Annotated in this window: 25 protein-coding genes; 15 read left to right on the top strand and 10 right to left on the bottom strand. The window is 37.5% G+C overall.

All coding sequences use genetic code 11. The annotated features are described in order from the left end of the window. Positions 1–80 precede the first annotated feature (80 nt). Positions 81–1,943: a signal peptide peptidase SppA gene (sppA, locus tag INP95_RS08255; protein WP_065243705.1), complete on the top strand. Its 1,863-nt coding sequence runs from the start codon at positions 81–83 to the stop codon at positions 1,941–1,943. 61 nt (positions 1,944–2,004) lie between these two features. Here sppA and INP95_RS08250 read toward each other — a convergent pair whose 3' ends face one another. The 6 genes from INP95_RS08250 to INP95_RS08225 all read right to left on the bottom strand — a co-directional run bounded on the left by INP95_RS08250 (position 2,005) and on the right by INP95_RS08225 (position 8,437). Then, positions 2,005–2,937, bottom strand: coding sequence for a bile acid:sodium symporter family protein (locus tag INP95_RS08250; RefSeq protein WP_197560504.1), 933 nt, complete (start codon positions 2,935–2,937; stop codon positions 2,005–2,007). A gap of 95 nt (positions 2,938–3,032) precedes the next feature. Further along, entirely contained in the window at positions 3,033–3,836 is an 804-nt protein-coding gene (locus INP95_RS08245; RefSeq protein ID WP_197560503.1) for a peptide ABC transporter ATP-binding protein, read from the bottom strand. Continuing rightward, positions 3,836–4,891: a peptide ABC transporter ATP-binding protein gene (locus tag INP95_RS08240; RefSeq protein WP_197560502.1), complete on the bottom strand. Its 1,056-nt coding sequence runs from the start codon at positions 4,889–4,891 to the stop codon at positions 3,836–3,838. Before INP95_RS08240 ends, INP95_RS08245 begins: the two co-directional genes overlap by 1 nt. A gap of 3 nt (positions 4,892–4,894) precedes the next feature. Beyond that, entirely contained in the window at positions 4,895–5,782 is an 888-nt protein-coding gene (locus tag INP95_RS08235) for an ABC transporter permease subunit (RefSeq protein ID WP_111386292.1), read from the bottom strand. Further along, on the bottom strand, positions 5,772–6,737 hold the full coding sequence (locus INP95_RS08230; RefSeq protein WP_049367515.1) for an ABC transporter permease: 966 nt from the start codon (positions 6,735–6,737) through the stop codon (positions 5,772–5,774). The genes INP95_RS08235 and INP95_RS08230 overlap by 11 nt, the downstream gene beginning before the upstream one ends. Then, entirely contained in the window at positions 6,737–8,437 is a 1,701-nt protein-coding gene (locus INP95_RS08225) for an ABC transporter substrate-binding protein (RefSeq protein ID WP_049367516.1), read from the bottom strand. Before INP95_RS08225 ends, INP95_RS08230 begins: the two co-directional genes overlap by 1 nt. Before the next feature lie 88 nt (positions 8,438–8,525). On the opposite strand from INP95_RS08225, the gene INP95_RS08220 reads away from it, so the two are divergent. The 3 genes from INP95_RS08220 (at position 8,526) to INP95_RS08210 (ending at position 11,512) form a co-directional block, all read left to right on the top strand. Then, positions 8,526–9,935 (top strand): YcjX family GTP-binding protein, encoded by a 1,410-nt coding sequence (locus INP95_RS08220; RefSeq protein WP_197560501.1) that lies wholly within the window; start codon positions 8,526–8,528, stop codon positions 9,933–9,935. A 109-nt stretch (positions 9,936–10,044) separates the two neighbouring features. After that, a complete protein-coding gene (gene sodC / locus INP95_RS08215) occupies positions 10,045–10,605 on the top strand; it encodes a superoxide dismutase family protein (protein ID WP_005695896.1) in 561 nt (186 codons plus the stop codon). 94 nt (positions 10,606–10,699) lie between these two features. Further along, the gene (locus INP95_RS08210; protein WP_197560500.1) at positions 10,700–11,512 is read left to right on the top strand and encodes a DUF5677 domain-containing protein; all 813 of its coding nucleotides are present in this window, start codon (positions 10,700–10,702) and stop codon (positions 11,510–11,512) included. Positions 11,513–11,565: 53 nt separating this feature from the next. On the opposite strand, the gene INP95_RS08205 is transcribed toward INP95_RS08210, so the two are convergent. From INP95_RS08205 to INP95_RS08195, 3 genes are read right to left on the bottom strand one after another with little or no spacing between them, the layout of a single operon-like run. Continuing rightward, positions 11,566–11,844, bottom strand: coding sequence for a heavy-metal-associated domain-containing protein (locus tag INP95_RS08205; RefSeq protein ID WP_197560499.1), 279 nt, complete (start codon positions 11,842–11,844; stop codon positions 11,566–11,568). A gap of 9 nt (positions 11,845–11,853) precedes the next feature. Next, positions 11,854–12,216 (bottom strand): mercuric transporter MerT family protein, encoded by a 363-nt coding sequence (locus INP95_RS08200; protein ID WP_197560498.1) that lies wholly within the window; start codon positions 12,214–12,216, stop codon positions 11,854–11,856. Next, positions 12,191–13,297 carry a transglutaminase-like domain-containing protein gene (locus tag INP95_RS08195; protein ID WP_197560497.1) on the bottom strand — a complete coding sequence of 369 codons (1,107 nt, stop codon included), beginning with the start codon at positions 13,295–13,297 and terminating at the stop codon, positions 12,191–12,193. Before INP95_RS08195 ends, INP95_RS08200 begins: the two co-directional genes overlap by 26 nt. Positions 13,298–13,478: 181 nt before the next feature. Here INP95_RS08195 and INP95_RS08190 point away from each other — a divergent pair, with 181 nt between their 5' ends. Then, positions 13,479–14,546 carry a TIGR01620 family protein gene (locus INP95_RS08190; protein WP_197560496.1) on the top strand — a complete coding sequence of 356 codons (1,068 nt, stop codon included), beginning with the start codon at positions 13,479–13,481 and terminating at the stop codon, positions 14,544–14,546. 50 nt (positions 14,547–14,596) lie between these two features. On the opposite strand, the gene prfB is transcribed toward INP95_RS08190, so the two are convergent. Next, positions 14,597–15,695 (bottom strand): peptide chain release factor 2 gene (gene prfB, locus INP95_RS08185; RefSeq protein ID WP_111406587.1). Its coding sequence is split into 2 segments (ribosomal slippage): positions 14,597–15,619 and positions 15,621–15,695, totalling 1,098 coding nucleotides; the frame shifts between segments, so codons are not numbered across the junction. A 126-nt stretch (positions 15,696–15,821) separates the two neighbouring features. Between prfB and dsbC the strand changes: the two genes are divergently transcribed. The 10 genes from dsbC to INP95_RS08135 all read left to right on the top strand — a co-directional run bounded on the left by dsbC (position 15,822) and on the right by INP95_RS08135 (position 26,915). Beyond that, positions 15,822–16,508, top strand: a complete 687-nt coding sequence (gene dsbC / locus INP95_RS08180; RefSeq protein WP_197560495.1) for a bifunctional protein-disulfide isomerase/oxidoreductase DsbC — start codon at positions 15,822–15,824, stop codon at positions 16,506–16,508. Positions 16,509–16,610: 102 nt separating this feature from the next. Beyond that, positions 16,611–18,335: a single-stranded-DNA-specific exonuclease RecJ gene (gene recJ, locus INP95_RS08175; protein WP_197560494.1), complete on the top strand. Its 1,725-nt coding sequence runs from the start codon at positions 16,611–16,613 to the stop codon at positions 18,333–18,335. A gap of 48 nt (positions 18,336–18,383) precedes the next feature. Then, positions 18,384–19,055 carry a thiol:disulfide interchange protein DsbA/DsbL gene (locus INP95_RS08170; protein WP_232086159.1) on the top strand — a complete coding sequence of 224 codons (672 nt, stop codon included), beginning with the start codon at positions 18,384–18,386 and terminating at the stop codon, positions 19,053–19,055. After that, a complete protein-coding gene (locus INP95_RS08165; protein ID WP_070592238.1) occupies positions 19,055–19,744 on the top strand; it encodes a 5'-methylthioadenosine/adenosylhomocysteine nucleosidase in 690 nt (229 codons plus the stop codon). Before INP95_RS08170 ends, INP95_RS08165 begins: the two co-directional genes overlap by 1 nt. A 125-nt stretch (positions 19,745–19,869) precedes the next feature. Next, positions 19,870–22,245: an ABC transporter permease subunit gene (locus INP95_RS08160; protein ID WP_083304362.1), complete on the top strand. Its 2,376-nt coding sequence runs from the start codon at positions 19,870–19,872 to the stop codon at positions 22,243–22,245. Between the two features lie 10 nt (positions 22,246–22,255). Further along, positions 22,256–22,762, top strand: coding sequence for an L-2-amino-thiazoline-4-carboxylic acid hydrolase (locus tag INP95_RS08155; RefSeq protein WP_049369021.1), 507 nt, complete (start codon positions 22,256–22,258; stop codon positions 22,760–22,762). After that, positions 22,704–23,993, top strand: coding sequence for a M20 family metallo-hydrolase (locus INP95_RS08150; protein ID WP_232088514.1), 1,290 nt, complete (start codon positions 22,704–22,706; stop codon positions 23,991–23,993). The genes INP95_RS08155 and INP95_RS08150 overlap by 59 nt, the downstream gene beginning before the upstream one ends. A gap of 62 nt (positions 23,994–24,055) precedes the next feature. Further along, positions 24,056–24,733 (top strand): (d)CMP kinase, encoded by a 678-nt coding sequence (cmk, locus tag INP95_RS08145; RefSeq protein WP_197560493.1) that lies wholly within the window; start codon positions 24,056–24,058, stop codon positions 24,731–24,733. A 96-nt stretch (positions 24,734–24,829) separates the two neighbouring features. Beyond that, the gene (gene rpsA / locus INP95_RS08140) at positions 24,830–26,479 is read left to right on the top strand and encodes a 30S ribosomal protein S1 (RefSeq protein WP_054419321.1); all 1,650 of its coding nucleotides are present in this window, start codon (positions 24,830–24,832) and stop codon (positions 26,477–26,479) included. 145 nt (positions 26,480–26,624) lie between these two features. Beyond that, positions 26,625–26,915, top strand: coding sequence for an integration host factor subunit beta (locus INP95_RS08135; protein ID WP_279386107.1), 291 nt, complete (start codon positions 26,625–26,627; stop codon positions 26,913–26,915). Positions 26,916–26,973: the final 58 nt, after the last annotated feature.

Below are 26,973 nucleotides of genomic sequence, written 5' to 3'. Positions count from 1 at the left end.
TGATTATAGCATAGTTTTTCATGGGACTTTATGATAGGCTACGCACAATTTTTATTTCCGTTTTAAAGGTTTAATTTCGCATGAATGTCATCTTAAGCGTATTGAAATTTTGTTGTAAAGCGCTCAATTTTATCCGAAATCTTGTGATGAATTTTGTGTTCTTACTGTTTGTTTTAGCATTGATTGTGCTTGTCAGCCTTTTTAGTGATGGTAAGAAAAGCCAAGTTTTATCGGGCGATCAAGGCGCATTATATTTAAATTTAACAGGCTATCTTGCAGATAACACGGAAGATATGCTGAGTTGGCAAGAGGAATTTCAACGTTTAAATAATGAAAAGGTCTCTTATAAATATTCCACTTTTGATGTGGTACAAAGTATTTTATCTGCAAAAGATGATGAACGAATTCGTGGTTTAGTGCTGAATTTAAATGACTTTGAAGGGGGCGATCTTCCCTCATTAGAATATGTAGGGAAAGCGATTCAAAGCTTCAAAGAGTCAGAAAAGCCGGTTATTGCTTATGCTGACAATTACACACAGGCACAATATTTCCTCGCGAGTTTTGCGGATGACATTTATCTCAATCCAATTGGGCAAGTCGGTATTCAAGGTTTGCGTCAGGAAAACCTTTACTTTAAATCTATGCTCGAAAAACTTGAAATTACACCACATATTTTCCGTGTAGGGACATATAAGTCCGCGGTAGAACCTTTCTTGCGTGATGATATGTCGCCAGAAGCAAAAGCAAATATGCAAAAATGGCTTGGTGGCATGTGGCAAAACTATATGCAAACATTAATGGTTAATCGTCATATTACCGCCAATGATGTATTACCGAATGCACAAAAATACATTAGTGATTTAAAAGCGTTAAAAGGTGATGAAACGGCTTATGTGAAAAAACGTCAGTTGGTGACACAGTTTGCGACAAGATTGGATTTAGATAAAAAATTGACCGCACTTTTCGGTCAAGATGAAGAAGGCAAAGCCAAATTAGTGGATTTTGAAGATTATTTATCTGATTTAGGCGATCGTTTCTCTGTTGAGCCAAATGAAAAAAATATTGTTGCGGTAGTGAATGTCGAAGGGACCATTATTGATGGTGAAAGCGATGAAGAATCAGCTGGCGGCGATACCATTGCGAAGTTATTGAGACAAGCCTACGATAACGAGAAAGTGAAGGCGGTTGTTCTCCGTGTTAACTCACCGGGTGGCAGTGCATTTGCCTCTGAAATTATTCGCCAGGAAACCGAAAATCTTCAAAAAGCAGGCAAACCTGTTGTAGTATCAATGGGAGGCATGGCAGCTTCTGGTGGTTATTGGATTTCTTCAACTGCTGACTATATCGTGGCGGATAAAAATACGATTACGGGTTCAATCGGGATTTTTGCATTATTCCCAACCTTTGAAAATACAATCAAAAAAATGGGAATGAGTACTGATGGCGTAGCGACAACGGATCTCGCGGAAACGTCAGCTTTAAGTCCATTGGGTAAAAATACACAGGATATTTATCAACTTAGCATCGAAAATGGTTATGAGCGCTTCTTAGATGTGGTAAGCCGTGGTCGTCAATTATCAAAAGATAAAGTGGATAAAATTGCTCAGGGCCAAGTTTGGTTAGGGCAAGATGCACAGAAAAATGGCTTAGTGGATGAATTAGGCGATATTGATGTAGCCATTGATAAAGTGGTCGCACTAGTCAATCAACATCCTGATAAATACATGGATAATTTTAGTGTGCAATGGTTGGTGGATGAAGATAATAGTTTCTTTGCTAAATTAGATCGCAAGCTTAAACAAAAAGGTCAAGCGTTACTGACAAATTGGTTGGGACTGCCACAGGAAGTGCATCAAGTGAAAAAACAGCTGAATGTGTTAACCAAATTTAATGATCCAAAAGGGCAGTATTTGTATTGTTTAAATTGTGGTTCGGTTAAGTAAAACAGTAAAATATAAAAAGGGCGGAATGTAATTTCCGCCCTTATTTTTTTACCCAAATAGCTTATTTTTCATTTTTGATATTAGAGAAAATATTCGCCAAAATTGGACCCGATACATTGTGCCAGAAACTGAATAAAGCACTTGGTACCGCCGCAATTGGGTTGAAATGAGCAGCAGCTAATGCAGCACCTAAACCTGAGTTTTGCATACCTACTTCAATTGCCACCGCTTTACTATCCGCCGTATTAAGTTTGAATAATTTTGCCGCAAAGTAACCAATTAAATAGCCTAAGCAGTTATGTAAAACTACCACGCTGAAAATTAATAGGCCTGATTCTATGATTTTGTCTTTGCTTACTGCCACTACCGCTGCCAAGATTAAGACGATAGAAATAACAGAGACTAATGGCATAGTTTGGCTAGCTTGTTCCACTTGCTTTTTGAAAAGTGCATGAACGACTAAACCTAAGAAAATTGGGAATAATACCATTTGTAATACAGACATAAACATCGCGCCCGCATTAATATCTAACCATTGGCTTGCTAATACATAGAAAATAGCAGGGGTTAATACTGGTGAAAGTAAGGTAGAGATTGTGGTACAAGCAACAGAAAGTGCGGTGTTACCTTTCGCTAAATAGGTCATTACGTTTGACGAGGTGCCACCCGGGCAAGCCCCCACAAGAATCACACCAACCGCTAAATCAGCCGGTAAATCAAAGGCTTTTGCTAATCCAAAGGCAATAGCCGGCATAATGATAAATTGACCCGCTACACCAATGAATACTGATTTAGGGTGTTTAGCCACTTCAGTGAAATCAGCAAAAGTTAAGGTAATTCCCATACCAAACATCACCAAACCTAAAAGGTAAGGAATGCATGGTGCAAAAATTTTGAATTGCTCAGGGAAGAGAAAGGCGAGAAGAGCAAAAACAATCGCCCATAATGCGAAAGTTTTGCTCATAAAGTTAGTGAGTTTTAATAACGCTTGCATAATTGCTTTCCTGTTTTGTTAAAAAGAGTGAAAAGAGCGGTCAATTTTAAAGACGTTTTTTTGAGATGTCTATGCCTAACTTATTTTAAAGAGAATTAGGAAGTCGTTGTTTGCCAAGCATTTTCATCAAGCAATTGACCAAAATGGCTTTCTACAAGTAAGCGAGTAATATTGTTTTGAGGATTAGAAAAGATCTCTCTTGGTTTACCAGATTCGATAATTTCACCATCATCCATCACCAAAACTTGATCTGCAATATGTTTGATAATGCCTAAATGTTGTCCAACATAAATATAGGAAATCCCTAAATGTTCTTGTAAATCTAAAATCAGATTAAGCAATTGAATACGCACAGAGGCATCTAATGTACTCAATGCATCATCAATAATAATGATCTCAGGTTGAAGAATCAGCGCACGAGCCAAGGCGATCCGTTGTTTTTGACTGACAGATAAATGCTTGATTTTAAGATTCGTATAATCAGGATAAAGTCCGACTAATGAAAGCGTTTCAAAGATTTTTTCATTACGCGTTTCTTCATCCCAATCGGTAATTAATCGTAGTGGTGCATCTAAGGCTTGCCCAATGTTTAAACGCGGGTTAAACGCTGAATTCGCATCTTGGAAAACCATTCGAATATGCTGTGCACGATAGTGAAAATCTTCAAATTGTAATGGTAAACCATTAAATAAGATTTTCCCTGATGTAGGAGAGGTAATTCCCGCAATCATTTTCACTAATGTTGATTTACCTGAACCATTTTTACCGATAATCGCAAGGGTTTCTTTACGGTTAAGTGTAAAGCTGACGTCTTTTACCGCATAAAATTGCTCTGAGCCCAAAAATTTGGTGGGTTCATCAAAGGTTTTACTGAGATTTTCCACTTGTAATAATGGCATTATTCGTTTCCTTTTGAGTCGGTATTGAGCGTAAGCGGTGAAGTTTCAATTTTATCTTTAAACTGCCGTTCTCGAAGATTAATCGGATGATGGCAGGAAAACTCATGCTGTTTAATACGATATCGGCTTGGCTTTTGAATGCATTCCCGTTGAGCGAAAGGACAACGAGGTCCTAAACGACAACCAATAGGCATTTGTTCCAAAATTGGTACGGTGCCTTCTAGTGTTCCTAATTTGCTTTTAAAACCTAAGGGGTGACTAAAATCCGGCACAGAGTAAAGTAATGCCTGCGTATAAGGATGGTGAGGCATTTCTAATATTTGGTCGGTTGGCCCAGACTCTGTATTTTGCCCACAATAAAGGACGGAAATACTATCACACCATTCGCTGATACTTTTAAGATCGTTACTTGCTAATAAAATCGTTGTGCCTTGGTTTTGATTCATGCTCGAAAGCAAACGGAAAATTTGCAAGGCCGTAATAGATTCCAAAGAATTTGTGGGTTCGTCCGCAATTAATAGACGAGGTTGATTCGCCACTGCTATCGCAATCATCACTTTTTGGCCTTCACCTTCAGTGATCTCAGTAGGATAACTTGCCATAATGTCTTGGTGGTTTTTAATCCCTACACGGTGTAGCAACTCAATTGCACGGCGCTTTTTCCAGCCAAACCATTGCCACCAGCGACCTTTAAAGGTCCAGTTCGGAATACTTTGAATAAGCTGTTTACCAATTTTTCGGCTTGGATCAAGGCAACTTAATGGATTTTGGAAGATCATTGAAATTTCTTTTCCAACGATTTTTCGACGTTGATTCGGTGTCAGTTTAAGCAATTCAACATCATTAAAACGAAAACGGTCAGCGGTGACAATCCAGTTATCTTTAATGGAATTACTGATTACTTTAGCGATTAAACTTTTACCTGAACCTGATTCACCGACGAGCCCTAGAATTTCCCCTTCATTAAGCGAAAGATTGACGCCGTCCACAATTTTCATGCGACCGTTTGGTGTTTGAATTTCAATATTAAGATTGCGAATATCTAACAGCGCCATGGGTTACTCGTAATATTTATTGATTGCTTTACACAATCCGTTAGTAAAAATAATGCTTAATAAAATGGTGAAAATAATAGCAAAGCCCGGTAATAAAACTGTCCAAGGGGCAAGATAAATCAGCTCTAACGAATCTTTAATCATTGCGCCCCATTCTGGCATTGGACGTTGTGCACCAAGAGAAATAAAGCTGAGTGCCGTAATATCTAAAATAGCGACCACAAATGCACGAGAAATTTCTTGCGTATAGACGACACTAATATTCGGCAAGATTGTCGTTTTTAATAATTCCCAGTTTGAAATACCATCTAATTTCAGTAAGAGTACGTAGTCTTTCTTTAGTTCTTGCTGAATAGCTTGATAAATCGCATGTACAAAATAAGGCAAAATAGCCAACAGAGTGGCAAACATGGCATTTATTAAGCTTGGTTCCATTAACGTGGAAATAATAATAGCAATCAGCAAAATGGGGATAGATAAAAACGCATCAAAAATATGACCTAAGAAACGGGATTTAATCCCTTCTGACATACCGGCAAGAATACCTAATGCGCCGCCAATAATTGCCACAGCAATGACCACTAAAAGAGAGGAACCGAGAGTATATTGTGTCCCCATAATTAATCGACTGAGTACATCACGACCAAGATCATCCGTACCAAAGAAAAAAGCAATACGACCTTTTTCTACCCAAGATGGCGGCATGAGTTCTTCTCCGACAAACTCCATGCTTTCGCTATAAGGCATAATGAGTTTAGGAAAAAGTGCGGTCAAAATCAGAAGACAAAATAAATAGAAACAGAATAATGCCACGCGATTCTGACGGAAAAGCAACCAAATCTGAAAGAAGGAGGTGCTTTCGCGAAATTCATCAGGTTCTCTATCTTGCATACCAGCCCTTCTTATTCAATGGATCTAACACAAACATGAGCAACTTGGCGAAGGTATCAATAATAATGATACAAATACCAATTACAACTACACCGGCAGAAATACTGTTGTAATCTTGTTGGGTTACGGCATCAATCAACCAACGTCCAATTCCTGGCCAGCCTAATACCGTCTCAACCAACATACATTGCGTTAATACTAAGGTAAATACACGCGTAAGTTGTGGAATTAATAACGGAAAAGTATTGCGGAAAACATAACGTCTTAAAATCGCCCATTTTGACCAGCCACGTGTTGCGGCTGCTTTAGCATATTCTTGTTGAAGTAAATAATCTGCTCGTTGCTGAATGATGCGGATAAATTCCATGGTCGGCAGAATACAAAGCACTAATGTAGGCAAGGCTAGATGTTGTAAAACATTTTGTACGATTTTAGTTCGGTAAGGCACATCCACAAACCACACATCAATAATAGGGAAACCCGTGATAGGTTTGATTTCATAGAGTAAATTATATTGCCCAATGGCTGCGATCTCCCAGCTTTGAATCGCTGCTACATAAAGCAAAATTGGTGCAAACCAGAAAATCGGAATAGACAAACCAACATTGGATATACCCTGCAATGTACGTGAAAAAACACGTTGATTATAGACCGCACTTAATACACCGAGAGGAATACCTAAGATACAAGCTAATAAGAGCGCAGTAAAACAGAGTTCTAATGTGGGTGGTAATACCGTAAAAATTAAATCTTTTAAGGATTCTCCGCCGTTATAGGTAATCCCTAAATCGCCCTGTAACAATGATATAAGGTAATGATAATAAGCACTATAAATGTTATTTGTGACAAGATCGGCGTTGAGCGGATCTCGCATTAAAATCACAAAACTTAATACGGATAAAATCAATAATAAAATGCTTACCCAAATCACATGACGGATCGCTGAAACGAGCATTATTTATTCTCCTTATTTTTCATGAAATACAAGGTAGAAAAATTGATGCTACCAAATGGGGTCATCTCAATTCCTTTAACATTGCCGCGTGCGACCAAAAGTCGTTTGACGTTTGCAATTGGCACAATCGGCAACTCATTTAAAATAAGATCTTGCGCATGGTTATATGCTTTAGAGCGCTCATATAAATGATTGGTCGCTAGCGCACGATTCATCATCTTATCAAATTCAGGATTACACCAATTTGATAAATTCGTGATTTCATTTTGCGTATCACAACTTAAAATCGGACGCATAAAACCGTCAGGATCAAGGTTTCCAGCAAGCCAACCCGTTAAGATTAAATCGTAATCTTCAGTGCCTTTGCGTAATTGTTCGATTAAATATGTACGTGTGACTGACCGTACTTTAACATCCACGCCCGCTTTGGCTAAATCCCATTTAATGAGCTCCGCCATTTTAATTGGGGCTGGGTTATACACTTGCTCTTCATTCATCACCCACATATTTAACGTGAGTTTTTTATCGCGTAATGTTTTTTCTGCTTCTGCAGGCTGATAATCATAAGGAAAATCAGGCGTATTAATTGCAGAAGCCCAAGAAATTTCAGGAATAATGTTATTCGCCACCGTTGCTGTGTTGTGGTAAATATTTCGCACAATTCTAAAACGGTTTAAACTTTGCGAAATGGCTTGGCGAATGGTTTTATCCTGCATTAATGGCTTTTGGAAATTAAAAGCTAAATAGGCCAGGTTCATTCCATCTGTAGATTGCAGATAATAGCGATCATCTTTTTCGCTTAATAAACCGAGTTGGCTAACTTCAGGGTAAGAAGCAATTTGGCATTCATTATTAAAGAATTTTATTAAACGTCCCGTACGATCCGTAGAAAGATCCACGATGATATTTTTAATTTTAGCTTCTTTTTTCCAATAATCCTCATTACGAACCAAGCGAACATATTGGTTATAAATGTAATCTTTCACTTGATAAGGGCCCGTGCCAACAGGATGCGTATCCAATTGGGCGAGATTATCATCCGCACTTAATTGATACGCATATTCTTGCGAGAAAATAATAGAGTATTGACTGGCAAGATGGGAAAGAATAGAGGCATCGGGTTCAAACAGATCAATTTTAACCTGATAAGGATTCGTTGCTGTGATACTTTTAATTTTTTGATTCAGCTTAATACTTTCAAAATAAGGAAAGTGTACCTTTTTGGCTTGCTCATGGAAGATTCTATATTGTGGATTTTTATAGGTGACCACATCATCTGAAAGTGTTGGTAGGTAAGTATCATGCCCTAAAACACGATTAATCGAAAAGACCACATCTTCTGCATTAAAGTCACGTGTAGGGGTAAACCAAGGGGTACGATGGAATTTCACCCCTTTACGAAGATTAATGAGGATTTGTTTACCATCAGATGAAAGAGAATAGGATTGTGCTAACACCGGAACAAGCGCTGCACTATGATCTTTAATATCAAACAATTTGTTATAAATTTGTTCCGTCACCACATTCATACTGGTGCCAGCGTCAGCAGTTTGCGGGTTAAAGGAAAAACCCGATGCATTCGTGCAGTATGTTAAGCCGTTTTCTGTCAACATTTTGGGTATGCTTGGCGCGGCTTGTGCCAGATTAATTTGGCTCAACCCACACAATAAAAAACAAAAAGTGACATTTCGACGTAACATAGCTTTATTATTAAAGACCGTTTTGTGATAAATTGAGTGAATTGTAAAATATCTTGGCAAAAATGGCTAGTTATTGGATTTTTAGGATATGTTTAAATCAATTAATCGGGAAATTAATCAAATAATCAATCGTGGATTTGACCGCACTTTACGTTTAGCTGTGACAGGGCTAAGTCGAAGCGGTAAAACAGCCTTTATTACTAGCTTGATTAATCAATTGTTACATATTAATCAAGAGGGGAATGGTCATCTTCCTTTATTTGAGGCTGCTCGAAATCAATCTATTTTAGCGGTAAAACGAGTGCCTCAGCAGAATTTAAGTATCCCACGTTTTGATTATGAAGCGAATCTCAATGATTTAATGAATAATCCTCCACAATGGTGCCAATCTACCAGAGGAGTGAGTGAAACACGCCTGGCTATTCGTTTTGAACGCCAATCAGGCTTACTTCGCCATTTTAAAGAACGTGGTACATTATATTTGGATATTTTTGATTATCCTGGTGAATGGCTATTGGATTTACCTTTGCTGAATTTAGATTTTCAACAATGGTCACTTGAACAAGCTAAAATTACATCGGGTATTCGTCAACAGTTTGCGCAAGATTGGTTGGATAAACTGAAAAAACTCGACCTAAGTGCGGTCGTCAATGAAGATGTTTTAGCGCAGATTGCAAAATCTTACACCGATTATTTGCTCGCCTGCAAAGCAGAAGGAATGCAATTTATTCAACCTGGCCGATTTGTCTTGCCTGGGGAATTAGAAGGTGCACCTGTATTACAATTTTTCCCGTTATTGCATTTATCAGAAGAACAATGGCAAAAATTGAAAAGAGAAGCAAAATCCAATAGCTATTTTGCCGTGTTGAATAAGCGATATGATTATTATCGTAATAAGGTAGTGAAAGGCTTTTATGAAAATTATTTTTCTACTTTTGATCGCCAAGTGATTTTAGCGGATTGCTTAACGCCACTAAATCATAGTCAACAAGCCTTTATCGATATGCAAACAGGGCTTAATCAGCTTTTCAAAAATTTCCATTATGGGAAACGCAATTTACTTAATCGCTTGTTTTCCCCCAATATTGATAAGCTCATGTTTGTGGCAACAAAAGCTGATCATATCACAACAGATCAAATTCAAAACTTAATTAGTCTGATGCGCCAATTGGTACAAGAGGGCGGTCGTCATGTTGAATTTGAAGGGATTGATACAGAATACACGGCAATTGCTGCGATTCGAGCGACAAAACAAGTTTTAGTTAATCAAAACGGTAAACAAATCAAAGCCATTCAAGGTGTGCGTTCTTTAGATAAGGAACTGATTACGCTTTATCCAGGTTCTGTACCAAGTAAATTACCTAATGCAGAGTTCTGGTCAAAACAATCTTTTGATTTTGATTCCTTTGAACCTCAAGTTTTGCAACAAGGTGAAAGCATCCCGCATTTAAGAATGGATGCCGTCTTGCAGTTTTTATTGGCGGATAGGTTTGATTGATAGAAAAATTAAATCAATTTAATTGTCAAATACTTAATATAAACCACTATTTTTTTATTGGTATTTAGGTAGAATTAATTTGAGTCTTTCTAAAGTAAAGGAGCTTATGATGAAAATGAAAACTCTCTTAGCATTAGCAATCAGCGGTATTTGTGCTGCTGGCGTGGCAAATGCACATGACCATATGGCAAAACCAGCAGGTCCTTCTATCGAAGTAAAAGTACAACAATTAGATCCTGCAAATGGTAACAAAGATGTAGGGACTGTAACCATTACTGAATCAAATTATGGTTTAGTGTTTACACCAAATCTACAAGGTTTAGCTGAAGGTTTACATGGTTTCCACATTCATGAAAATCCAAGTTGTGATCCAAAAGAAAAAGACGGTAAATTAACAGCAGGTTTAGCGGCTGGCGGTCACTGGGATCCTAAAGGTGCAAAACAACACGGTTACCCATGGCAAGATGATGCTCACTTAGGTGACTTACCGGCTTTAACTGTATTACATGATGGTACAGCAACTAACCCTGTTTTAGCACCACGTCTTAAAAAATTAGATGAAGTTCGTGGTCACTCTATTATGATTCACGCTGGCGGCGATAACCACTCAGATCATCCAGCTCCACTTGGCGGTGGCGGCCCACGTATGGCATGTGGCGTGATTAAATAAGTCGATTCTTAAAGACAAAAAAAGTGCGGTCAATTTTGACCGCACTTTTGTTATTGTTTAAAACAGAGTTAGTTAGGTTCTATGGGAAAATATTATGAATGATATAGATTTTGAACAATTTTACAAAAGATTTTCAAAAACATTAAAAATAGCAAGAAAAGTTTCTGTATTGGGTGCTTATAGAAAATCTACAGGATTTCAAATGACATTTGCTTGTATTTTATTTGCAAGAATGTGCGTTATTGCTCAAAGCATACAACGACTTACTCAGCAAGATGTTCCAACAAAATATGTCCTAGAAAACTGGGACTATGCTTCAACATTTGGTTTAACACGGAATTTAATGGAGTGTTATCATTCTTTGTTTTATTTATGCTTTGATAACGTATCTAATGAAGAAAGACAAACTAGAAAAAATATTTTTGATTTACATGATTACTATTCAAGAAAACAACTCTTCGAGCATTTAAATGAAGTGCCTTTAGCAACCCAGTTCCACCATGATAAAGAAAATTGCTTAGAATTCATCTTAGATAAAATACAACAAGATTCTTTTTTTAATTCATTACCCGAAAAGGAGCGAAATAGATACTTACAAGGGAAAAATGCTTTTATGTTGAGTAGGGAGGATATTGAAGAACGAAGCGGATTTAATAAAAGAGAATTTAGGCTATGGTATAAGCTGTTATCAGCAAATGCTCACTCTTTCCCCATGGGGTTCTACCATGTGGCACCAGGAGAAAGAGGATTAGGGGTGAAAACAGAACTTGAAGTCAAATATATATGTAAGGCATTAAGTTTATCTGAATCTTATTTAAGAAAAGGAATTGAAGGTATGATTACTGTTATTTACCCAGATATAAGAGAAAGACTTGATAATAAAGAATTAAGATTTTTAAAAATATAGTCTAAATCTGCAAGGTGAGGGTACCTTATCATAAAAAACATTCAAATCTTAAATTACTTCACCACTTCCGCCGTATATTCCAGTTTGTGAATCGCATTAATCAATTGCTCATCAGAAACTTTCGGATCTTCTACAACAGTCACAGTTCTATCTTTAATGGAGGCTTTAGTGGAAATCACGCCATCAATATTTCGTAACTCTTTATTTACTAAATAAGCACAAAGCTGGCAGTTCATTTCATTTACTTTTAACACAACTTGCTTTATTTCTTCTGCCTGAGCGACAGAGAACGTGAATAATGAAAGCAAAAGTGCGGTCGTTAATTTCTTCATTTTTTGTTCCTAATTAGAAAGTTCTAAAATCCACGGTAAAATGGTTGGATAAGTTAAGAAAAAGAGCATGACGATAAATACAATCCAATACAAAACAATGAGCTTTTTACGGGAAATGTATTTGCTGCAAATGATTTTTTTGGAAAACATTAGCAACCAAAAGCCGTAGGCAAAGGCGCATAATGAAACGATAAGCATCGGAATGCGTAAATAATCATACTCACCGAAGCCTATCAACCAGGTGGATGACACGCCAAATACTAAATAGATCAAAGGCGCAATGCAGCACAAGGTTGAAGCCACCGCAGCACTTAGCGCGGTGGCAATCGCAACCCAAAAAGATTTATTAGAGCTTTTTAGAGACGTAGTCATATTTAAATTCTTTTGGATCAAATGAATTTAACGGGTCACCACCGATTTCGGCATACGGATAGCCAAAGTTATTGAGTGGGGCAAGTTCTGGTTGCGGATATAAATCGAAGTCACGAGCATGGTTAAAACCAACCCAGTTTGCTTCCCAGTTACCAAATAAATATTTAGCTACAGCTTGCGTATCGCTATCTTCAACCGATTTTTTCTCTGCTAAACGCATTTTTGCCACGTCTGCAGAATCAACAGGCACCCAGCCGAATCCAGCAAGATAGAATTCTGCACGACAGTGCTGACCACCGCTTACGTTTGCTACGCCATGCTCATCCGCGCTACCGAATGCACCTTTGGAATATTTACCCATTTTATCTGCGGCACCTAAACGAACACCAAAGATTTCACGAGCAGGAATACCAGATGCACGAGCTAATGCCACAAAAACAGAGTTAATATCGGTACATTTGCCTTTTAACACACCAGTGGTCAGAATTTTTTCTACATCGCCATCACCACAGCCTAAAACAGAATTATCACGTTCCATATTGTTGACGATCCATTGGTGAATCAACTCAGCTTTTTTCAATGGATTGGTTTCAGTGCCTACAATCTTATCGGCGAACTGTTTCACAATACCATCTGTTTTAATATGTTGAGTCGGTTTTAAATATTCTTGTACATCAACAGAATAGTGAACATCTTTTGGTGGCTTGTAATTCGTCAACGCACCTTTAACCATTGGTTCACGATCTTTGGTTTCAATCACCATCGTGATTTTTAAATCGCGTTTTTGTGCATCTTTATCCCAAGTAGCAAATAGGGTTTTCGCCCCATATTTGTTGTTTTCCGTTACATAGGCATCCAAATAGTTACCTTCAAAATGGATAGATTTTACCTGTTGATACTCGCCATTAAACGGTAAAGGCACCCACAGATTCGCTTGACCTTGTGAACCTTTTGGCGCAACTAAGTCATAAGTTTGAGTGAATTCATACAGATGAGAATCGGTATTATAATTTGGAATGTCGGTATTGGCGTAAGCCATGGAACATGCGGAGAGCACCGCAGTGGCGATAAGTTTCTTCATGAAAAGATCCTTCTAGTTAGTTAACAGTTAAAACTTAACACATTAGATAAACTAATTGTGGACAATGGCTATAGTATCTCATTTTATTTTCTAGTCAATATTGCTTTTTTATTTCAGCCATTTAAGATTTGCTAAAGAAATTCGAAGTAAAATACCGTTTCTATTTTTATTGGACAGAATAATGACAAAACAAATTTTCACACAATCCCAACAAGTCGAAGAGGAAGAAATTCTACCTAAGCAAGAATTTCATAATGTTGAAACTAGCATTGATAACGAACCTTTAGAAGGGGAGTTGTTGGACGAGCAATTTGAGCAAATTGTGAAGCCTAAATCCAGTGGTTGGAAAACGGCTTTGAAATTGACCGCACTTTTATTTTTAGGGGCGACGGTTGCGCAATCTGTTCAATGGATTTGGGATAGTTATCAAAATCAACAATGGATTTATCTTGCTTTTGCCTTGGTGAGTTTTGTCGTTGTACTGTTTGGTTTATCTGAAATTATCGCAGAATGGCGACGTTTGGTGAAACTCAAAAAGCGTTTGAATTTACAAGAACAAAGTCAGCGATTAATAGGTGAAAGTGCGGTTAAAAATCATCACGTTTTTTCTGAACAGGATAGTGAGAAAGGAAGAGCCTTGTGTTTATCGATTGCTGATACCTTAAAATTGGATTCGCAACATCCAGCAATTGTCCAATGGGAAAAACAGTTGAATGAAAGTTATTCTGCTCGTGAAGTTACCCATTTATTTAGTAAGACTGTGTTGCAGTCGTTTGATAAAAAAGCAAAAAAACTGATTACTAAAATGGCAGCGGAATCAGCGGTGATTGTGGCAATCAGTCCTTTAGCCATTATTGATATGTTTTTTATTGCGTGGCGAAATATTCGTTTAATCAATAAAATTGCAGCGATTTATGGGATTGAATTAGGGTATTTTACCCGTCTTCGTTTACTCAGAATGGTATTGGTGAATCTTGCTTTTGCCGGTGCGACTGAAATCGTGCAAGATTTAGGGATGGATTGGCTTTCGCAAGATATTACCGCGAAACTTTCTGCACGAGCAGCGCAGGGGATTGGTGTGGGATTATTGACGGCTCGATTGGGGATTAAGGCTATGGAGTTTTGTCGTCCACAGGTATTTGAAAAGTCGGAAAAACCAAAGCTTTCTCATGTGCAAAAAGAATTGCTGACGGTGATGAAAGATGCAGTGTTAGGCAAGAATAAACTGAAAGAAAAAGAAGAGGTGTAATAAAAAAGTGCGGTTAAAATTGACCGCACTTTTTTGTATAAAAGAGATGATTAAAGTCCCGCTTTCAAGCTTGCCTCAATAAAGCGATCGAGATCGCCATCTAGTACGGCTTGTGTATTACGATTTTCCACGCCTGTGCGGAGATCCTTAATGCGCGCATCATCTAGTACATAAGAACGAATTTGGCTGCCCCAACCGATATCCGATTTATTATCTTCCATCGCTTGTTTATCCGCATTTTTCTTTTGTAACTCAAGCTCATACAATTTTGCTTTCAACTGCTTCATGGCTTGATCTTTATTTTTGTGCTGAGAACGATCGTTTTGACATTGCACAACAATCCCACTTGGCATGTGAGTAATACGCACCGCACTTTCAGTTTTATTGACGTGCTGACCACCCGCACCGGATGCACGGTAAACGTCAATACGTAAATCAGCCGGATTGATTTCAATATCAATATCGTCATCAATTTCAGGATAAACGAAAGCTGCTGCAAATGATGTATGACGACGGTTATTGGAGTCGAATGGACTTTTGCGCACTAAACGATGAATACCGGTTTCAGTACGTAACCAACCGAAAGCATATTCGCCGCTGACACGAATCGTCGCGGATTTTAAACCTGCGACATCGCCATCAGAGACTTCCATTAATTCTGTTTTAAAGCCTTTGCTTTCAGCCCAGCGAAGGTACATGCGAAGTAACATTTCTGTCCAGTCCTGCGCTTCTGTACCACCGGAACCCGCTTGTAAATCGACATAACAATCGCATGCATCATGTTCACCGCTAAACATACGGCGGAATTCTAATTTTGCAAGTTGTTGTTCAAGTTCGTCTAATTCAGCAACGGCTTCATTAAAGGTCTCTTCATCTTCAGCTTCAACGGCTAATTCAAGAAGCCCTTCAACATCCTCTAAACCTTGTTCTAAATTCTTGATAGTATCAACCACTTGTTCAAGTGAAACACGTTCTTTCCCTAGCGCTTGGGCTTTTTCAGGATCATTCCACACATCGGGTTGTTCTAATTCGGCATTAACTTCTTCTAAACGCTCAACTTTTGCATCGAAGTCAAAGATACCCCCGAAGCACAGAAGTGCGCTCGGAAAGGTCGGCGATTTTGTTTTTGATTGGATTAATTTCAAACATAATAAATAAACCTCTATAAGCGGCAGAAGTATAAGTCATTTTCAGTTTTTTGGGTAGTTTAGCTTGCACAAATCATCGATCCATTTATAATTCTAATCTTTGTTGTTTAGATATTTAGGAATAAAAATGAAAAAATTACTGACCGCACTTTTAATCACTGCTTCTGCCACTGCAATGGCGAGTGATGCTGAGATTAAATCGAAGTTACAGGCATTAGGTGCGAAAAATATTGAGGTGAAAGATTCACCGGTAAAAGGCCTTAAAACAGCTGTGACTGATCAAGGTATTTTATATGTGAGCGAAAATGGTCAATATGTTTTGCAAGGCAAAATGTATGAATTAACAAATAAAGGTCCAGTTGATGTAGCGGGTAAACTTTTAGCCGATAAAGTGAATGCATTAAAAAGCGAAATGATCATTTATCCTGCAAAAAATGAAAAATATGTTGTGACCGTATTTATGGATATTACTTGTCATTATTGCCATATCCTTCATCAACAACTGAAAGAATATAATGATTTAGGTATTACTGTTCGTTATCTTGCATTCCCGCGTGCTGGAATGAATGAAACCGCTCGCCAAATGGAAGCAATTTGGACATCGAAAGATCCTGTATTTGCATTGAACGAAGCAGAAAAAGGTAACTTACCGAAAGAATTAAAAACACCTAACATTGTGAAAAAACAGTATGATTTAGGTGTACAACTTGGTGTGAAAGGTACGCCAAGTATTGTGACTTCAACAGGTGAAATGCTTGGGGGATATTTAAAACCTCAAGATTTATTAGCTGTGTTACAAGAATCAGCACAATAATTGTTAGTAGTGAGGGCGTATGATATACGCCCTTAAAATATTCATATCATCAAAGCACATATCGAATGTTCCTTTAGTGGTCATTTTTAATAACAAAATACTGTGAAAAAACTCATCAAACGTCGTGAAATTCCTGCCGGAAATTCTGTTTCAGATAATGCATTACTCGATCGTCTCTATCGTTCTCGCCATATTAAAAATAGCCAAGAATTAGACCGCACTTTGCAATCAATGCTGAATCCCAATCAATTACACGGTATTCAACACGCCGTAGATTTATTGGTTGATGCTTATCAACAGCAACAAAAGATTGTTATCGTCGGTGATTTTGATGCAGATGGGGCAACGAGTACGGCGCTTTCAGTATTAGCTTTGCGTATGCTGGGCTTTACTGATGTGGAATACCTAGTGCCAAATCGTTTTGAGCAAGGCTATGGTTTGAGTGTACCTGTTGCTGAGATGGCAATGGAAAAAGGCGTGCAGTTATTGATGACGGTGGATAACGGGGTATCGTCTTTTGAGGGTGTGGCGTATTTAAAAGAGCATGGCGTGAAGGTGTTAATTACCGATCATCACTTGCCACCAGAAATACTGCCGAATGCTGATGCCATTGTTAATCCAAATTTGCAACAATGTGATTTCCCTTCAAAATGTTTAGCTGGTGTGGGTGTAGCGTTTTATTTAATGCTTGCTTTACGTACTAAATTTCGCGAGTTGGGCATTTTTACGGCTGAAACACAACCTAATTTTACTGAATTACTGGATTTAGTTGCACTCGGCACGATTGCAGACGTTGTTCCACTTGATCAAAATAACCGTATTTTAGCCCATCAAGGGTTGATGCGAATTCGTGCGAAGCGTTGTCGACCAGGAATTATTGCTCTCGCTGAAGTGGCTAATCGGGAAGTTGAAAAACTTTGTTCGTCGGATTTAGGCTTTGCGATTGCACCCCGTTTAAATGCTGCGGGTCGATTAGATAATATGTCTGTTGGTGTGGAGTTATTACTTGCAGAAAGTATGCAAGAGGCTAGAGCGCAAGCCTTAGATTTGGATAGTTTAAATCAAGCCAGAAAAGAAATTGAGCAAGGCATGAAGTTAGAAGCCTTAGAAATTTGCCGAAATCTCACCGCACTTTCTGATGAATTACCGATGGGAATAGCCTTATTTCAGAAAGATTGGCATCAAGGTGTATTAGGTATTGTAGCCTCTCGTATTAAAGATCAATACCATCGACCCGTTATTGCTTTTGCGCAAGATCAAGAAGGCATTTTAAAAGGTTCTGCGCGTTCAATTGAAGGCTTACATATGCGCGATGTATTAGAGCGTATTCATTCCCAACATCCAGATATGATTTTAAAATTTGGCGGTCATTCCATGGCGGCAGGATTAAGCATTAAAGAAAGCTTTTTCCCTGAGTTTCAAAAGATTTTTAATCAAACGGTGCAAGATTGGTTAAATGAAGATCAATTACAAGGTGTGATTTGGACGGATGGCGAACTTCAAGCAAATGAATTTAGTATTGAAACGGCAGAGGTGATAAAATCTGGCGGACCTTGGGGACAAGCTTTTCCTGAGCCTGTTTTTGATGGTGAGTTTAACATTTTTGAGCAACGGGCTATCGGGCAAAATCAAAATCACTTAAAAATGCTTGTAGAGCCTAAAAATGGTGGTCCATTATTAGATGCCATTGCGTTTAATATCGATACTCGGTATTATCCCGATTTGTCGATTAAGCAGGCAAAATTTGCTTATAAGTTAGAAATTAATGAGTTTCGTGGAAATCGAAACGTCCAATTATTAGTCGATTATATTGAACCAATTGGTTAATTTATGAAAAAAGTTTGGCAGAATAAATTATTAAAAGGATCCTTTGCAATGATATTGCTGAGTGTGACGAATGTCGCATTTGGTGAAGTCAGTGCAAAGGATTTTTCTGCCAAAAATCCACCGCACTTACCACCAGCGAATGTGGCTCAGTTTGAAGATGGTCGAGATTATTTTTCATATCAAGAACCCATTGAACAAGCCAAAAGAAGCGATCGTAAAATTCCGATCCAGTTTTTCTTTGATTATGACTGTCGAGTTTGTTCTTCAGCCCAAGACATCTTGCAGCTTTATAGCCAAATTCGCCCTAATAAAGTGGCATTAGATGAATACCCAGTTGCTACAAACGAAGCTAAATTTTCAGCGACAATATTTTATACCTTACAGCGTTTAAAAGTAGGCGAGTTGTCAGATACGCTGTTATTTGAAACCTCTGAAAAGGCACGTTATACCGAATTATCGTCATTAGATAAGATGCGTGAATGGATAATCTCGCAAGGGATCAGTAAAGCTGAATTTAATAAAGTCGTGCATTCTGCTGAAGTAAAGGAAGATGTGAATAATGCCATTAATTTAACAGAAGAATATGGCGTATTTACGTTCCCTTATGTGGTTGTGGGTGGAAAGTATGTTCTCACTGCGAGTACGTTGTATAACGATGATTATGGCGTAGCAGTATTAGATTTCTTAGTGAATAAACTCGAACAAGAAAGGAAAAAATAATGAAAATCGGGATTGTTGGTGCAATGGCACAAGAAGTGGAAATTTTATCCCAATTAATGACAGATAAGAGAGAAACAAAAGTGGCAAGTGCGGTCATTTTTGAAGGCAAAATTAATGGTAAAGAAGTCGCATTATTGCAATCTGGGATTGGTAAAGTCGCGGCTGCTATTGGCACTACCGCTTTATTACAATTGGCTAAACCGGATGTGGTTTTAAATACCGGCTCAGCAGGTGGTATCGCAAAAGGTTTAAAAGTTGGAGATATCGTTATTTCGGATGAAACTCGCTATCACGATGCTGATGTGACGGCATTTGGCTATGAAAAAGGCCAATTACCCGCTAATCCAGCGGCTTTCCTTTCTGATAAACAATTAGCAGATTTAGCCGATGAAATTGCCCAGTCACAAGGGCAAAATGTAAAACGTGGTTTAATTTGTTCGGGTGATAGCTTTATTAATAGCGAAGAAAAAATTGCTCAAATTAAAGCTGACTTTCCCAATGTGACAGCAGTAGAAATGGAAGCAACAGCGATTGCACAAGTTTGTCATGCCTTTAACGTACCGTTTGTAGTCGTTAGAGCTATTTCTGATGCAGGAGATGGCGAAGCGAGTATGTCATTTGAAGAATTTCTCCCACTTGCAGCAAAGCAATCCTCGGCATTGGTGTTGGGCATGATAGATAGATTGTAAGCTTATATATAAAATCATTATATAATAGGGAAATCAGTTATTAGATAGCCTCTTATAAAACACATAAAATCAAAAGCCTCCGTTAATGGAGGCTTATTTTTTATAATAATAAAAGGATTATCAAAATGCTAAACATCATACATAAAACTCTTGTGGGAGGATTGCTGTTATTGTTGTCTTTCTTTTCACAAGCTAATGACGCAAGCCCTTTACGAGTAGGAATTGATTTAACTTATGCTCCTTATGCTTACTTAGATAATAAAGAGGCTAGCGGATTTGATCCTGATTTAATGCGATTACTTGGAAAAAATCTGAATCGTCCAGTCGAGTTTAAAGACACTCGAATTGAAAATATTATTATTGGATTAAATGCTGGACATTATGATCTTGTCGCTTCAGCTTTATATGTTAATCCTCAACGTGCGAAGCAAGTTGATTTTCTCCCTTATTTACAAACTGGAGGCGTTCTTGTTGTCCGAGGTAACGATAGCTTTTCTCCACAAAAACTAGAGGATCTTTGTGGTAAAAGCATTTCTTCAATGAAAGGTGCAGCTTGGATTCCAACGATGAATGAGGTTTCAGAGAAGTATTGTGCGCCTAAAAATCTAAAACCGCTTATTGTGAAAGAGTATCCGAGTGCGCCAGAGGCGGCCCAAGCACTTTTATCTGGTGGTGTTGATGTTCAGTATGAAGATGCAGCTGTTGCACAGATGGTGATTAATCAATTAGGTGATCGTTTAAAAATTACAAATAAAGAACAGTTATATCCGGTATTGATTGGGCTTGCTTTTAATAAGAATGACTTATCAGGTAAGGCTGTTATTGCACATGCGATAAAAGATACTTTAGCAGATGGTTCATATGAAAAATTACTAAAAAAATATAACCTTGAGTTTCCAAATGAAGCATTATTAAAACAAAATGGACTAGAAAATGCCTTAGATAATGCGATTCTAGCTAGTGAAAATGGAAATGATAAAACGATATCAAAAGGTTTTAATTGGTCATATTTAGCAAGCTTATTCGTAAATACTGATTTCTGGAAAGCTGTTTTAACCGTATTTGAGTTAAGTACATTAACTTGGATCTTTGCTGTTATTTGGGGATTTTTTCTTGCGCTTGGAACTCAATCGAATAAAAAACTAGTTAATAAATTTTCGAATACTTATATCTGGTTGTTTCGTAGTTTACCTTTATTAGTGTTATTAATTTTTATCTATAATGTACCTCAATTCTGGAGTGCTAGTTCTGTTTTATTATCAAATCCATTTATTGCAGGTTTAATTGCTATGGTGCTCAGTGAATCTGCTTATATAGCAGAAATTCATCGTGGAGCCTTATCCTCTATACCTAAAGGTCAATATGAAGCTGGTAAAGTATTAGGAATTCGATTCTGGGGGCTTCAACGTTTAATTATTATTCCTCAGGCATTAAAAGTAGCGTTACCTCCACTAACTAACCAGTATATTACAATTGTAAAATTAACTTCTCTTGTTTCGGTGATTTCTTTAACTGAGATTTTATTGGTCGGACAACAGCTTTATACACGTAACTTTTTAGTATTAGAAACTTTGCTTGCTGTTGCATTTTATTACATTATCATCGTAAGTTTCTTGTCTTGGGTGCTAAAAAAAGTTGAAAGTAAATTAGATGTATCTTTAATTAAAAATGAAAATTATGCTGAGGTTGCTATCGATAAGTCAGCATTAGTACCTTATAGTATTTTAAAAACTGAACATGCTAATAGCGATGAAGCATTGAGTGTGCATGGAGTAAAAAAATCCTTTAACGGCGTACAAGTTCTAAAAGGTATTGATCTTTCTTTAAAATGGGGGGAGGTACTTTCTATTATTGGTTACTCAGGATCTGGTAAAACAACGTTAATTCGAAGTATTAATGGTTTAGAGTCATTAGATGAGGGAAGTATCAAATTAGAAGGGGAGGACTTTATCAATGGTAGCCATTTTGTTTCAAATTCAGTGGGTAAAATTGTGAATTTAGGAATGGTATTCCAAAATTATAATTTATTTCCACATAAGACAGTGTTAGAAAATCTTCTCCTTGCTCCTGAGTATCATAATAAGCCTAAAGATGAGACTCGATTATTGGCTTTAGCAATGCTTGATAAAGTAGGAATGTTGCAACATGCCAATAAATATCCACATCAATTATCAGGTGGACAACAACAGCGAGTAGCTATTGCAAGAGCTTTAGTGATGAAACCTAAAATTATGCTGTTTGATGAGCCAACTTCGGCATTGGATCCTACGCTAGTTGGAGAAGTATTGCTTGTTATGGAAGAACTTGCAAAAGAAGGAATGACAATGATTATTGTGAGCCATGAGATGCAATTCGCAATGCGGGTATCAGATAAAATTGCGTTTATGGATTCTGGTGAAATAGCATTTTTACAAACTCCAAGTGAGTTAAGAAATAATGATGATCCTCGAATTCGTCGATTTATTAATAATGAAATTTTACGTAACGATTTTGTAATTTAAAGGAGTGAAAATGAATAAAGATTTTCCTGAGTTTGTCGAGATTGGTATTTTACAGCAACGTAAAATTGAAGCAGAAATAATTAAGCCTATTTACGAAATTATGAAACGTGAATTTGGTTTAGATAAAGCTAAATCTATCATAGAGGAAGCTGTAGCTAATGCTGCAATTGATGCAGGAAAGGAATATGCCAAACGAGAACCTAATGGTACGAGTGTAGAGAGTTTTGTGGCCTTACAATATTTATGGGAAAAGGATGATGCATTACGTATAGAGGTTATTAATAATGATCATTATAAATATGATTATAATGTACATCGTTGTCGTTATGCTGAAATGTATAAAGAAATGGGATTAGAAGAAATTGGGTTCCTGCTTTCTTGTAATCGAGATAGCAAATTTATTGAGGGATATGCACCAAATGTGAGTTTAAGTCGACCTCATACAGTCATGAATGGTGATGGCTTCTGTGATTTTAGATATCGATTACAAGAAGAGTCAGCTAAAAATGAGGAATAACATGGATGTTAATAATTCAAGATTACTTTATTTGTTAGATGTGTTTTCTCAATTTGGGAAAACACCCTTAAATGGTGTAACAAGACTTGCATTAAGTAATGAGGATAAACTTGCAAGAGATTATTTGATTAAACTTTCCAAAGATGCAGGCTTTTCGATAAAAATAGATGCAATTGGTAATATTTTTATTCGCCGTAGTGGAAAGGATAACCGATTAGCGCCAATCTTAATCGGTTCTCATGCTGATTCTCAGCCATTAGGTGGCCGTTACGATGGTATTTATGGGGTGCTAGCTGGATTAGAAGTGTTATTGTCATTAAATGATCATAATATCGAAACTGAGCGACCTATTGATCTTGTTATGTGGACAAATGAAGAAGGGGCTAGATTTTCTCCTGCTATGATGGGAGCTTCAGTTTTTATTGGTAATTTATCTCTTACAGCTGCATTATCTGAAAAAGATAAGGATGGTATTTCAGTGGAAGAAGCTTTAAATAATATTAATTATTTAGGTACAGACGATTTTTCATCATATCATCCTTATGCTGTATTAGAGCTTCATATCGAGCAAGGTCCTGTTTTAGAAAATAATCAGACTGAAATAGGTGTAGTAACTGGTGCATTAGGACAGAACTGGTATCAAATCACATTGACGGGGTTGTCTTCTCATGCTGGAACTACGCCAATGAATATGCGTCAAGATGCATCAGTAGGCATGGCAAAGGCAATAGTCAAATTTAATAAATTAGGTTTGAGAGAAGTAGTGAATCAGGGGCGTGTAACTGTTGGTCAGATTAAATTAACGCCAAATTCCCCTAATGTAATCCCAGGTGAAGCTTATTTTACGCTAGAGGTTCGTCATCCTAATGAACAAAGTTTAATAAATATCGAAAGAGAAATTTATGAGATTTTGAATGATATTGCTCGAGAAAATAATTTAGTGTTTGATATTAAGAAAGTTGTTTCTTTATCTCCAGTTAAATTTAATTCAGCGTTGGTTAAAACGGTCCAAGAAAGTTGTGATTTATTAGGTTATTCTTGGGAGTATATTGTTTCTGGAGCTGGTCATGATGCATGTCAACTAAATCATAAATTTCCAACATCAATGATATTTATTCCTTGTGTTGATGGATTAAGCCATAATGAGGCAGAAAATATTACTGATGATTGGTGCCAAAAAGGAGCAAAAGTGTTACTTGATTCGACAGTAACTCTGGCTAATCAAATTTAAAAAGCAATAATGTGGAGAATAAGGTAAAATTCTCCACATTATTATTTTAACTGGAGATTTTTATGGGGATAATTATCACCGTTGATGGTCCAAGTGGGGCAGGGAAAGGAACACTTTGTTACGCATTGGCAGAGAAGTTAGGTTTTACCTTATTAGATAGTGGTGCGATTTATCGTGTGACGGCATTGGCTGCGCTGAAACGTTATGCAGACTTAACCGATGAAGAAGGATTAGCAGAGTTAGCCCGTCATTTAGATATTCAGTTCATTCCAAAAAATGGAGAAGTCAATGTGCTTCTTGGTGGGATGGATGTGAGTCATTTAATCCGTACGCAAGAAGTGGCGGAAGCTGCATCAAAAGTGGCAGTGTTCCCTAAAGTGCGGTCAGCTTTACTGCAACTTCAGCAGGATTTTAGCAAAAATGATGGACTGATTGCTGATGGGCGAGATATGGGAACTGTGGTTTTCCCAAATGCACAAGTTAAACTATTTTTAGATGCAAGTGCGGAAGAACGTGCAAAAAGACGCTATAAACAGTTGCAAAATAAGGGAATTAATGGTAACTTTGCACAGATTTTAGCCGAGATACAAGAACGCGATTTTCGTGATAGAAATCGTGAGGTTGCGCCATTGAAACCGGCTGATGATGCTTTATTGTTAGATAGCACAACATTGAGTATTGATGAAGTCATTGCTCAAGCGTTAGCTTATATTCAACAAAAAGCGTCAATTTCGATTTAACTGTTTATTCAAGGAAGAATAGACATTTATCCTCAACCCCGCATTTTATGGATCTTAATGTGGATGTTATTAACTTAAATTAAGAAGATTATTTATATGTCAGAATCTTTTGCTCAACTCTTTGAAGAATCATTAAAAGGCCTTGAAACCCGTCAAGGTTCAATCGTTAGCGGTACTGTTGTTGCTATTCAAAAAGGCTTTGTACTTGTTGATGCCGGCTTAAAATCTGAATCTGCAATTCCTGTTGCTGAATTCCAAAACGCTCAAGGTGAACTTGAAGTTAAAGTTGGCGACACAGTAAACGTAGCTTTAGATGCAGTTGAAGATGGTTACGGCGAAACTAAACTTTCTCGTGAGAAAGCAGTTCGTCACGAATCTTGGATTGAATTAGAAAAAGCTTACGAAGAAAAAGCGACCGTTATCGGTTTAATCAACGGCAAAGTGAAAGGCGGTTTCACAGTTGAGTTAAACGGTGTTCGTGCATTCTTACCAGGTTCATTAGTTGATACACGTCCTGCGCGTGAAGCTGATCACCTACTTGGTAAAGAATTAGAATTCAAAGTAATCAAATTAGATCAAAAACGTAACAACGTTGTTGTTTCTCGTCGTGCAGTGATCGAATCTGAAAACAGCCAAGAACGTGAACAAATCCTTGAGAACCTAGCAGAAGGTTCAGAAGTTAAAGGTATCGTTAAAAACTTAACTGACTACGGTGCATTCGTAGATTTAGGTGGCGTTGATGGTTTATTACACATCACTGATATGGCTTGGAAACGTGTTAAACACCCAAGCGAAATCGTGAATGTAGGCGACGAAGTAACTGTTAAAGTATTAAAATTTGACAAAGATCGTACTCGCGTATCTTTAGGCTTAAAACAATTAGGTCAAGATCCTTGGGTTGCTATCGCTGAAAACCACCCAGTAAACAGCAAATTAACTGGTAAAGTAACTAACTTAACTGACTATGGTTGTTTTGTTGAAATCTTAGATGGCGTTGAAGGTTTAGTTCACGTTTCTGAAATGGATTGGACTAACAAAAACATCCACCCATCTAAAGTTGTAAGCTTAGGCGATACAGTTGAAGTAATGGTGTTAGAAGTTGATGAAGAACGTCGTCGTATTTCTTTAGGTTTAAAACAATGCAAACCTAACCCATGGACTCAATTCGCTGAAACTCACAACAAAGGCGACAAAGTTACTGGTAAAATCAAATCAATCACTGATTTCGGTATCTTCATTGGTCTTGAAGGTGGTATCGACGGTTTAGTTCACTTATCTGACATTTCTTGGAATGTTGCAGGTGAAGAAGCAGTTCGTAACTACAAAAAAGGTGATGAAGTTTCTGCAGTAGTATTAGCAGTAGATGCAGTGAAAGAACGTATTTCTTTAGGTATCAAACAACTTGAAGATGATCCATTCAACAACTTCGTAGCGATCAACAAAAAAGGCGCAGTAATTTCTGCAACTGTTGTTGAAGCTGACGCTAAAGGTGCTAAAGTTGAATTAGCAGGTGGCGTTGAAGGTTATATCCGTGCAGCAGACTTAACAAACGAAGTTGCAGCAGGCGATGTAGTTGAAGCGAAATACACTGGTGTAGATCGTAAAGCACGTATCGTTCACTTATCTGTAAAAGCGAAAGATCAAGCTGAAGAAGCAGCTGCAGTTGCAAACGTGAATACCAAACAAGAAGATGTTGCTATTCCAAACGCAATGGCTGAAGCTTTCAAAGCAGCTAAAGGTGAATAATTAATTCACATGAATAAGGCTGGGTCATTGACTCAGCCTTATTACTACCAGCTATAATTAACAAGGATTTAGCGGTAATTTATTATGAACTAATGCATTACCTGTAAGTCTTAATAACAAGTTTAAGTACAAATTTAAAGGAGAGTTGACGATGACTAAATCTGAACTAATTGAAAATCTATCAACAAAGCACCCAACTTTATCCGCAAAAGAAGTAGAAGGTATTGTAAAGGATATTCTTGAACTCATTGCACAATCTTTAGAAGAAGGTAATCGTATTGAAGTGCGTGGTTTTGGTAGCTTCTCTTTACACCATCGTCAACCGCGAGTGGGCCGTAATCCTAAAACCGGTGATTCTGTAAAATTAGATGCTAAATCGGTACCGCACTTTAAAGCAGGTAAAGAATTAAAAGATCGCGTAAATGTTTTTGCTTAAACATACCAATCGATATCAATAAAACGACACTTAGGTGTCGTTTTTTATTACAAATTTT

It is taken from the genome of Haemophilus parainfluenzae (assembly GCF_014931375.1).
GTDB lineage: Bacteria > Pseudomonadota > Gammaproteobacteria > Enterobacterales > Pasteurellaceae > Haemophilus_D.
This window is presented reverse-complemented; position numbering and strand designations above follow the sequence as displayed.

What these genes read in the sequence shown, in the direction of transcription:
- INP95_RS08240 (WP_197560502.1), bottom strand. Translation starts at nt 4,891, where the DNA reads ATGGCGCTGTTAGATATTCGCAATCTTAATATTGAAATTCAAACACCA.
- INP95_RS08235 (WP_111386292.1), bottom strand. Translation starts at nt 5,782, where the DNA reads ATGCAAGATAGAGAACCTGATGAATTTCGCGAAAGCACCTCCTTCTTT.
- INP95_RS08165 (WP_070592238.1), top strand. Translation starts at nt 19,055, where the DNA reads ATGAAAATCGGGATTGTTGGTGCAATGGCACAAGAAGTGGAAATTTTA.
- INP95_RS08230 (WP_049367515.1), bottom strand. Translation starts at nt 6,737, where the DNA reads ATGCTCGTTTCAGCGATCCGTCATGTGATTTGGGTAAGCATTTTATTA.
- INP95_RS08160 (WP_083304362.1), top strand. Translation starts at nt 19,870, where the DNA reads ATGCTAAACATCATACATAAAACTCTTGTGGGAGGATTGCTGTTATTG.
- INP95_RS08155 (WP_049369021.1), top strand. Translation starts at nt 22,256, where the DNA reads ATGAATAAAGATTTTCCTGAGTTTGTCGAGATTGGTATTTTACAGCAA.
- INP95_RS08210 (WP_197560500.1), top strand. Translation starts at nt 10,700, where the DNA reads ATGAATGATATAGATTTTGAACAATTTTACAAAAGATTTTCAAAAACA.
- dsbC (WP_197560495.1), top strand. Translation starts at nt 15,822, where the DNA reads ATGAAAAAATTACTGACCGCACTTTTAATCACTGCTTCTGCCACTGCA.
- INP95_RS08200 (WP_197560498.1), bottom strand. Translation starts at nt 12,216, where the DNA reads ATGACTACGTCTCTAAAAAGCTCTAATAAATCTTTTTGGGTTGCGATT.
- rpsA (WP_054419321.1), top strand. Translation starts at nt 24,830, where the DNA reads ATGTCAGAATCTTTTGCTCAACTCTTTGAAGAATCATTAAAAGGCCTT.
- INP95_RS08250 (WP_197560504.1), bottom strand. Translation starts at nt 2,937, where the DNA reads ATGCAAGCGTTATTAAAACTCACTAACTTTATGAGCAAAACTTTCGCA.
- sppA (WP_065243705.1), top strand. Translation starts at nt 81, where the DNA reads ATGAATGTCATCTTAAGCGTATTGAAATTTTGTTGTAAAGCGCTCAAT.
- sodC (WP_005695896.1), top strand. Translation starts at nt 10,045, where the DNA reads ATGAAAATGAAAACTCTCTTAGCATTAGCAATCAGCGGTATTTGTGCT.
- INP95_RS08245 (WP_197560503.1), bottom strand. Translation starts at nt 3,836, where the DNA reads ATGCCATTATTACAAGTGGAAAATCTCAGTAAAACCTTTGATGAACCC.
- INP95_RS08190 (WP_197560496.1), top strand. Translation starts at nt 13,479, where the DNA reads ATGACAAAACAAATTTTCACACAATCCCAACAAGTCGAAGAGGAAGAA.
- INP95_RS08205 (WP_197560499.1), bottom strand. Translation starts at nt 11,844, where the DNA reads ATGAAGAAATTAACGACCGCACTTTTGCTTTCATTATTCACGTTCTCT.
- INP95_RS08220 (WP_197560501.1), top strand. Translation starts at nt 8,526, where the DNA reads ATGTTTAAATCAATTAATCGGGAAATTAATCAAATAATCAATCGTGGA.
- INP95_RS08170 (WP_232086159.1), top strand. Translation starts at nt 18,384, where the DNA reads ATGATATTGCTGAGTGTGACGAATGTCGCATTTGGTGAAGTCAGTGCA.
- INP95_RS08195 (WP_197560497.1), bottom strand. Translation starts at nt 13,297, where the DNA reads ATGAAGAAACTTATCGCCACTGCGGTGCTCTCCGCATGTTCCATGGCT.
- cmk (WP_197560493.1), top strand. Translation starts at nt 24,056, where the DNA reads ATGGGGATAATTATCACCGTTGATGGTCCAAGTGGGGCAGGGAAAGGA.
- INP95_RS08150 (WP_232088514.1), top strand. Translation starts at nt 22,704, where the DNA reads ATGGCTTCTGTGATTTTAGATATCGATTACAAGAAGAGTCAGCTAAAA.
- INP95_RS08225 (WP_049367516.1), bottom strand. Translation starts at nt 8,437, where the DNA reads ATGTTACGTCGAAATGTCACTTTTTGTTTTTTATTGTGTGGGTTGAGC.